This window comes from Rahnella perminowiae (assembly GCF_019049755.1).
Taxonomy (GTDB): Bacteria; Pseudomonadota; Gammaproteobacteria; order Enterobacterales; family Enterobacteriaceae; genus Rahnella; species Rahnella perminowiae.
Window position 1 is genome coordinate 1 of the sequence record NZ_JAFMOS010000419.1, and the last position, 8,573, is coordinate 8,573.

Here is an 8,573-nt window from a genome sequence, read left to right on the forward strand (position 1 = left end):
ATACTGGAGTGGCGCGCTAAATTTGGCCGTCTGAAGAGAGGTGATTTAATCGCCTAATTAGTAATAAATTTCTGAAAATTCCATTTTTAAAGGTTCTCCAATAGATTGTGAAAACATATGGGCATAACGTAATGGCTCTTTTTTAAATGGACTCAGCGGGTTTCATGCGCTACATAAGCCGAACTGTTGCCCGTCAGCCACTGGATTGATTTTCCGGTAAATGAGTATCGAACCGCTTTTCTACCACGCCAGGCATCACATCCTGTACCGTGCTGCTGTCGTAACTAAAATTAGCGTTAGTGTTAGACATATACCCAAACCTATCTCTTAAGTTAAGAGACTTCTACTGTCTGGCTTTTCGTGGGGCCCACTCAATGGTAAATCGATCAGCATGGACTTAGTACCTTACGCAAGGAACGATTATGTACGGTAACGATGAAATTATTAGTCATTTACAGGCGAATAAAATTCTTGCACTAAAGCTAGATCACGCTGTAACTGCTGTCGGTCAGCAGGTCGCAAATCAAGTTGAAACATTAGGGAAGGGTGCTACCAGGCTGTTGTATTATACGTCCTGTTTTACCGATGAATATAACGATGTTTGCCAAAAACAAAAGACGGAAGATCTGCGCTTCAGGAACGGTGTCATTCGAATTATCCAGAATGGTGATGTTGTCTATAATATGCTTCATATCTACTTTGAAGAAATATTTAAATACAAAACCAATGACCAATTAGAGTATATCAAAAAACAGCTCATGGCTGTGAATGTTCATATCGCCGCCAGCTCACTTACAGGGGCAGGATATGCTTTAGCGGCCGCTACCAGCGTCCGCATTGGATTGAGTCTAAGTGTGCAACTCAGCTCTCTTACGGGGCGTGCAGCTGGTACGGTTGCCGGTGTAGTGACTACGTATGGCTTGGTTCAGAAAGCGGCGGATAGTGCCCATCGTCTATCCGTTCGATATCCCGCCTATTACGCAGCCCTTTATGCGCAAGAGCTGGAAATGATGTATTTCCTTATTGAGCCAGTGTTCGAACGCGCGGGTGCACTTGAAGTGCAATGGTCTGATTCCAACATCGCAAGTATCATTACTCGAATGATTCGATAACCATGATTAAATATCTAAAGAAATTTCTACTGTGGCAACTAGCGTTTTTATCATCACTGTACGGGCCTGTGGTTCTCACGATTATTTTCGCACTATTTCAGGGTTATTTTTTTCCTGATAGTCCCGTCTGGCCGATAGGCGTATTCGCCATAGTTATGATTGTTATTTTTATACGTTACTGTAAATGGTGACGGTCGAAAAATTAACCGCTGTTAAATTATCACTGATAAGGAAATTGAATGTCCACACCCGCTCACTTATGGCTTGAAGATGAAAATGGTTCTCCGGTTGTCGGTAGCTGCATGATGCCACTGCGTTTAGGTTCCATTGAGCTGAAATCATTCTCCCACGGTGTCACTATCCCCGTTGATTCTCAATGCGGAAAACTCACGGGTACGCGCGTTCATCGGCCTATCACGATAGTGAAAGAATTCGATCAGACTACGCCTCTCCTGTATCGAGCAGTGTGTGAAGGCCGAACCATGAAGAAGGCAATAATCAAGATGTACCGCATCTTGGAATCTGGCATCGAGGCCGAGTATTTCAATATCATCCTGGATAACGTCAAAATCACGACAATTTCACCCTACCTGGCTCCAGGCGGCATGAGCAGCACGCATCTGGAAACGCTAGAGTTACGTTATGAGGCGATCACATGGAAGTACACTGACGGAAACATTATCTACCGAGATTCATGGAATGACCGTTGTTGTGCATGACCACCGTTTTTATTTGCGGCACATTTCCCACAGGTAAAGAATAGCTAATGCCACCCGAGGTGGGTGCACCGGAAAACGGGGAGCAGAGCGACCAGCGTCGGCGAGTAGACGGCTGATAAATTACGCTGAACTTCGGACTACCTTCCCTCAGCGCTGTGTTTCACGACTCCTGTGGATGATATAGTTACCCACAGGAGTCGTGACGATTTTTGCCCGTCGTTATGTGGCTTTCTGGTGCGCTTACAGATACTCTACTTGGTCACTCCGGCCCCAGTTCAGACTCATTTTTGCATCCTTTTCAAATCGAAAATTTTCACCAAAATAATTTTTTACCAACGTTAGCTCAGCTATCTCATCAATATTACATTTCATCTTATCTATCAATAACCTGATTAGCTTCCTTCAACTTTTATCCCGTTTTGGGATAATGTTTCTGCCGGTTTACTCTTCCTGCGTAGACGTTTTATTTACTTATCACTCAGGAAAGGATCCTCCATGAACAAAGCACAGAATCATACCGACTGGCATCAGGCAGACATTATTGCGGCATTGCGTAAACGGGGTACGACGCTGGCGGCGGTATCGCGCAGCGTGGGGTTGAGTTCATCCACGCTGTCGAATGCGCTGTCGCGGTCATGGCCGAAAGGGGAGAAGGTGATTGCACAGGCGCTGGATGTGCATCCGAGCGTGATCTGGCCGAGCCGTTATTTTGATGCGCGGGGTGAGCTGGTGAAGAAGATTCTGCGATGAATATGTTGCAGGATAAGGTATCTCCGGCTTAAAAACAAAAACGCCGACTCCCGTCGGCGTTTCCATTGACTCAAACACTCACTCCTTCCAGCCGCCCCCCAGAGCTTTATACAAACTGATGTCCTGATTCAGTTGGGCAAGTTGTGTGGTGATCAGCGTTTGCTGAGCAGAATACAGGGAGCGTTGCGCGACCAGTACGCTGAGGTAATTGTCGACACCGCCTTTGAAGCGCATCTGCGACAGATCGTAGTTGCGCTGGTTGGCGTCGGCGTCCTGCTGGCGGGCCAGCAGTTCGTCTTTGTAAGTCGCCTGACCGGCTAAGCCGTCGGACACTTCCTTGAACGCCGTCTGAATCGCTTTCTCATAGTTGGCGATATCAATTTTTTTGGTGTCCTTCGCGATGTCGAGATTGGCCTGATTCACGCCGCCGTCGAAGATCGGGATGTTAACCGAAGGCATAAATGACCACGCGCCGGTACCGCCATCGAACAGTTTACTCAGGCTGCCGCTTTCTGTGCCTGCCGTGCCGGTCAGCGTGATGCTCGGGAAGAACGCCGCCCGCGCCGCGCCGATATTGGCGTTAGCGGCTTTCAGCGTATGTTCAGCGGAAATAATATCCGGACGGCGGGTCAGCAGATCAGAGGGCAAACCGGCCGGTGTCTGCGGGAATTTCCAGTCCTGTTGCAGGGTGGCGTTCGCCAGCAAACTCTGGGGGATGGTGGTGCCGACCAGCAGGGTCAGCGCGTTGACGTCCTGACGCACCTGACGTGTGTACTGGGCGATATCAGCCTGTGCCGCACGCACCGTGGTTTCGGCCTGCACCAGATCCTGTGAGGTGTCGATGCCGGCATCATAGCTGTGTTTGGTGAGTTCGTAAGATTTTTCCTGACTGCCGGCGGTGCTGATTGCCAGTTTCAGCAAATCGTTATCCGCCGCCAGACTCAGATAACCGGAAGCCACTTCAGACACCAGCGAGATTTGCGTCGCGCGCTGCGTGGCTTCTGTCGCCAGGTAAGTCTCCAGCCCCTGATCGCGCAGGCTGCGTAAGCGGCCAAACAGGTCAACCTCATAAGACGTCACGCCCAGATTGGCACTGTATTGCTGATACGTCACCGGTCCGGTGCTTTGTGTTGAATACAATCCGCCCGGCAGATGCTGGTTGGTTTCACTGGCACCGGCGTTGAGCGTCGGCAGCAGGGCGGCGCGGTCAATCCGGAAGGTAGCGCGTGCGGTATCGACGTTTAACGCCGCGACCCGCAGGTCGCGGTTGTTAGCCAGTGACATGCCAATCAGCTGATTCATCGCCGGTTGATTGAAGAAGGCTTTCCAGCCGATATCCTGTGCCGCGCCAGGGGAAGCACTGTCCCAGTTGCTGGCGACCGGCAGTGCAGGGCGCTGATAATCAGGTTCCAGGGTACAGCCCGCCAGCAGGGTGAGTGAAAACGCGCTGACAAGCGAGAGCGCGAAATGCGGTTTATTCATGGTGTGTGGCCTCGGGTGCAGGAAGCGCCTTATCGTGTTTTTTCGATTTGCGGGTGAACAGATTCACCACCGTGACGTAGAACATTGGCACGAAGAAAATGGCCAGGAAGGTGGCGGTGAGCATACCGCCGACCACCGCCGTCCCGATGGAATGCTGGCTGCCCGCACCCGCACCGCTGGAAATGGTCAGCGGGAATACGCCGAGAATAAACGCCATTGAGGTCATGATGATCGGCCGGATACGCAGCTTGGCCGCTTCGATGGCCGCCTGAGTCACCGACATCCCTTCGTTCTCATGTAACTCTTTGGCGAACTCAACAATCAATATGGCATTCTTCGCCGCCAGCCCGACGGTTGTCAGCAGGCCGACCTGGAAGAAAACGTCGTTCGACAGCCCGCGCAGCAGCACGGCGCCGATGGTGCCTAAAATCCCCAGCGGTACCACCAGCATGACGGAGAACGGAATTGACCAGCTCTCGTACAGCGCCGCCAGACACAGGAACACCACGATCATTGACAGACTGTAAAGCGCCGGTGTTTGTGAGCCGGAAAGCTTCTCTTCATAGCTCAGACCGTGCCAGGCCACTTTATAACCCGGCGGCAGTTTGGCCGCGATTTCCATCACTGCCTCGTTGGCATCACCTGAGCTGTAGCCCGGTGCCGGCGAACCCATCAGTTCAACGGAAGACACGCCGTTAAAACGCTCATAACGCGGGGATCCGTACACCCATTTGCCACTGCCGAAGGCGCTCCATGGCACCATATCGCCGCTGGAATTACGGAAATACCAGTTATTCAAATCTTCAGGCGTGACGCGGGAAGCCGCCTTACCCTGGATATAAACACGCTTCACGCGGTTGTTATACATGAACTGATTCACATACGCTGAACCCCAGGCCGCAGACAGCGTGTTGTTGATGTCGTCGAGGCTCAGACCCAGCGCCTGCGCGCGCTCATCGTCAATTTCCAGCTGATATTGCGGTTCATCTTCCATCCCGTTCGGACGCACCGCCATCAGACGTTTGTCCTGCGAGGCCAGTTGCAGGAACTGGTTACGCGCGGCCATCAGCGCTTCATGCCCCTTGCCGTCAGTGTCTTGCAGGAAGAAGTCGAACCCGGTGGCATTACCCAGTTCCATAACCGCTGGCGGAACGAAAGCAAACACACGGGCATCTTTGATAGTGGCGAAATGCGCCATCGCACGACCGGCCAGCGCCTGAACTTTTTGCGCAGCACCTGGGCGGTCTGCCCAGGTTTTCAACTGCACGAACGCAATTCCGACGTTCTGACCCCGCCCGGCGAAGCTGAAACCGTTGGCGGTAAACACCGAGGAGACAATACCGCTTTCCTGTTTCAACAGATATTCGCGGACATTATCCAGTACCTGCTGGGTCCGTTCTGCTGAGGCATTGGCGGGCAATGTCGCCTGAACAAACATCACAGCCTGATCTTCATCCGGCAGAAAGGTGGTCGGCACGCGTGTGAACATAAAACCGGTGGCGATGACAATCAGCAGGTAGAGACCCAAAAACAGACGACGGCGGGAGATCACCGTGCCGACGGCTGCGGTGTAGCGCATCGCACCTTTATCGAAGTTACGGTTAAACCAGCCCGCAAAACCGCTTTTGGCTTTCTCTTCGTCATTGTGCCGGATGATAGTGGCACACAGTGCCGGGGTGAAAATCAGCGCCATCAGCACCGAAAGCGCCATGGCAGACACAATGGTGATGGAGAACTGACGGTAGATGATCCCGGTCGAGCCACCGAAGAAGGCCATTGGCACCAGGACGGCAGACAGAACGAGTGCGATACCAAACAGCGCGCCCTGAATTTGTTTCATCGACTTAATCGTGGCGTCTTTTGGCGAGAGCTTTTCTTCCGTCATCACACGTTCGACGTTTTCCACCACCACGATGGCGTCATCCACCAGCAGGCCGATCGCCAGTACCATCCCGAACATGGTCAGGGTGTTAATGGAATACCCCGCAGCTGCCAGAATACCGAATGTCCCGAGCAGAACCACCGGCACCACCAGCGTGGTCACCAGTGTCGCACGCAGGTTTTGCAGGAACAGCAACATGACACAAAACACCAGCACGATGGCTTCGAGCAACGTTTTTACCACTTCCTCGATTGAGGCGCTGACTACCGGCGCGGTCTGGTACGGGAACTCGACTTTTACGTTGGCTGGCAGAGAGTCTTTCAGCCCGGCGATGGTTTGTCTTACTGCTCTGTCGGTGTCCAGCACGTTCGCGCCGCTTGCCAGACGCAGGGCGATAGCGGTTGACGGTTTGCCGTTAAAGGTGGAGGAAATCGAATAACTTTCCGGTCCCAAATCCACATTCCCGACATCGCTGAGGCGTACCTGAGAGCCGTCGGCATTCACCTTCAGCAGCACATTTTTAAACTGATTAATGCTGTCAAAACGGGTTTTACCGATGATAGTGGCACTGAGTTTGCTGTCTTTTACCGTCGGCAGGCCGCCGAGGGAGCCGGACGACACCTGCACGTTTTGCGCTTCAATCGCCGCGCTGACATCACTTGGGATCAGCTTATATTTATACAGTTTTGCCGGATCGAGCCAGATACGCATCGCGTATTCTGAACCGAGCATCAGGAAGTCACCGACGCCTTTGGTACGCACAATCGGGTCTTCGAGTTTGGTCACCAACAGGTTACTCAGATCCGAGTTACTCATTTTACCGTCAGTCGCAATCAGGCTGACCAGCAGCATGAAGTTGGCCTGGTATTTGGCAATACGGATCCCCTGATTAACCACTTCGGTTGGCAGTTGTGATTCGGCCAGAGACACTTTGTTTTGTACCTGAACCTGCGCAATATCCGGGTTAGTGCCCTGATCAAAGGTGGCAATAATGGTAGCACTGCCATCGCTGTTACTTTGCGATTCGATATAGCGCAGGTTATCCAGCCCGTTCAGTTGCTGTTCAATAACCTGAACCACCGTGTTCTGAGCCGTTTCCGCTGACGCACCCGGGTAGGTGACACTGACGGAAATCGCCGGAGGCGCGATATTCGGGTACTGGTTGATCGGCAGTTTCATGATTGACAGCGCACCGGCGATCATAATGACGATGGCGACAACCCAGGCGAATATGGGGCGGTTAATAAAGAAAGTAGACATTCAGCTCACCTATTGCGCGGAAGGATCGGTCATCGCGAGATTAGCCTGTTCGGCAGGGGCACTGGTTTTACGCTCGGTGGCGTTGACTTTGGCGCCTGGTCTGACGTTCTGTAACCCATCGGTAATGACTTTGTCGCCATCGTTGAGTCCCTGATTCACTAACCAGTTACCGTTCATCATCTGACCGGTGGTAATGGCTCGCTGCTCAACGCTGTTATCCGCTTTCACCACGTACACATACGGCGAGCCTTTTACGTCATGCATGATGGCTTCCTGTGGCACCAGAAGGCCTTTTTCATCAATACCTTGTTGCAGCTGGGCGTGTACAAACATGCCCGGCAGCAGTTCATCGTGCGGGTTCGGGAAGGAGGCACGCAAAATAACGGAACCGGTGCTTTGCGACACGGTGACTTCAGAGAATTCCAGTTTGCCCGGCAGGGGATATTTGCTGCCGTCCTCCAGCGTCAGGGTGGCCCGTGCCGCATTTTCACCGGCGCTTTGCAACTTACCGGAAGCCAGCGCGCGGCGCAGTTTCAGTAAGTCCTGCGAGGATTCGTTCACATCGACATAAATAGGATTGAGCTGATCGATGGTGGTCAGAGACGCCGTCTGGCCGCTGGTAACCAGTGCACCTTCGGTATACACCGAGCGGCCAATGTGGCCGGAGATCGGCGCGTATACTTTGGTGTATTGCAGATTGACGCGGGCGGTTTCGACATCCGCTGCGGCTTCGCGTTCAGCAGCCACGGCATCGTCATATTGCTGACGGCTGACGGCCTGCGCATCAACCAACGGCTTGTAACGGCGGGCTGTCGCATCGGCGCTTTTCCAGGTCGCCATGGCGCGGTCAAACGCCGCCTGATAGGTTGACGGATCAATCTGATAAAGTTGCTGACCGGCTTTGACTTCACTGCCTTCCACAAACAGGCGTTTTTGGATCACACCATTCACCTGCGGCCGGACTTCTGCGCTGCGTACGGCAGTGGTGCGGCCGGGCAGGCTGGTCGTGAGGGTAACGGGCTGGCTGTGCAAAGTAATGACATTTACCGCAGGAACCTGCACTGCCGGAGAAGCAGAGCTGGCGGTCCCGTCACATGCACAAAGCAGTAGCACTGTACTGACAGAAAGTAACTTCAGGCGCATAGAATTCACTCTTTTGGGGAAATTGAGAACAACCATTCTCAACAAGTCCTCTACTATACGAGAGCGCCTGATTTCTCTGTGTAAGCATATTGTCATCACCTATGTTTCTATATTTCAAAACATGAGGATGATGTTGCTATATAACCCCTTATTGTTATGGGATTTTAATCTTTTCGTGCAGTGTGAAATAGCAATAAACTTGTTACTTAGTAAACTAACTAATTG

6 protein-coding genes and 1 pseudogene are annotated in these 8,573 nt (G+C 52.3%); 3 read left to right on the forward strand and 4 right to left on the reverse strand.

The genetic code is table 11. The features are described from left to right. Positions 1-422 precede the first annotated feature (422 nt). Entirely contained in the window at positions 423-1,112 is a 690-nt protein-coding gene (locus tag J1785_RS06275; RefSeq protein WP_129954914.1) for a hypothetical protein, read from the forward strand. 239 nt (positions 1,113-1,351) lie between these two features. Beyond that, positions 1,352-1,831: an Hcp family type VI secretion system effector gene (locus tag J1785_RS06280; protein ID WP_015696031.1), complete on the forward strand. Its 480-nt coding sequence runs from the start codon at positions 1,352-1,354 to the stop codon at positions 1,829-1,831. A gap of 109 nt (positions 1,832-1,940) precedes the next feature. On the opposite strand, the pseudogene J1785_RS26700 reads toward J1785_RS06280, so the two are convergent. Continuing rightward, positions 1,941-2,050: pseudogene (locus tag J1785_RS26700) on the reverse strand (IS630 family transposase); the annotation flags it as partial. 276 nt (positions 2,051-2,326) lie between these two features. Between J1785_RS26700 and J1785_RS06285 the strand changes: the two are divergent. Then, positions 2,327-2,581, forward strand: coding sequence for a helix-turn-helix domain-containing protein (locus tag J1785_RS06285; protein WP_129954915.1), 255 nt, complete (start codon positions 2,327-2,329; stop codon positions 2,579-2,581). A 78-nt stretch (positions 2,582-2,659) separates the two neighbouring features. Here J1785_RS06285 and J1785_RS06290 read toward each other — a convergent pair whose 3' ends face one another. From J1785_RS06290 to J1785_RS06300, 3 genes are read right to left on the reverse strand one after another with little or no spacing between them, the layout of a single operon-like run. Continuing rightward, on the reverse strand, positions 2,660-4,063 hold the full coding sequence (locus tag J1785_RS06290) for an efflux transporter outer membrane subunit (RefSeq protein ID WP_129954916.1): 1,404 nt from the start codon (positions 4,061-4,063) through the stop codon (positions 2,660-2,662). Next, positions 4,056-7,205, reverse strand: coding sequence for an efflux RND transporter permease subunit (locus J1785_RS06295; RefSeq protein ID WP_129954917.1), 3,150 nt, complete (start codon positions 7,203-7,205; stop codon positions 4,056-4,058). The genes J1785_RS06290 and J1785_RS06295 overlap by 8 nt, the downstream gene beginning before the upstream one ends. Before the next feature lie 9 nt (positions 7,206-7,214). Further along, complete coding sequence (locus J1785_RS06300; protein WP_217219059.1) at positions 7,215-8,348, reverse strand: efflux RND transporter periplasmic adaptor subunit; 1,134 nt, start codon at positions 8,346-8,348, stop codon at positions 7,215-7,217. Positions 8,349-8,573 lie beyond the last annotated feature (225 nt).

Coding starts and splice junctions, on each gene's coding strand:
- J1785_RS06275 (WP_129954914.1), top strand. CDS start 423: ATGTACGGTAACGATGAAATTATTAGTCATTTACAGGCGAATAAAATT.
- J1785_RS06280 (WP_015696031.1), top strand. CDS start 1,352: ATGTCCACACCCGCTCACTTATGGCTTGAAGATGAAAATGGTTCTCCG.
- J1785_RS06285 (WP_129954915.1), top strand. CDS start 2,327: ATGAACAAAGCACAGAATCATACCGACTGGCATCAGGCAGACATTATT.
- J1785_RS06290 (WP_129954916.1), bottom strand. CDS start 4,063: ATGAATAAACCGCATTTCGCGCTCTCGCTTGTCAGCGCGTTTTCACTC.
- J1785_RS06295 (WP_129954917.1), bottom strand. CDS start 7,205: ATGTCTACTTTCTTTATTAACCGCCCCATATTCGCCTGGGTTGTCGCC.
- J1785_RS06300 (WP_217219059.1), bottom strand. CDS start 8,348: ATGCGCCTGAAGTTACTTTCTGTCAGTACAGTGCTACTGCTTTGTGCA.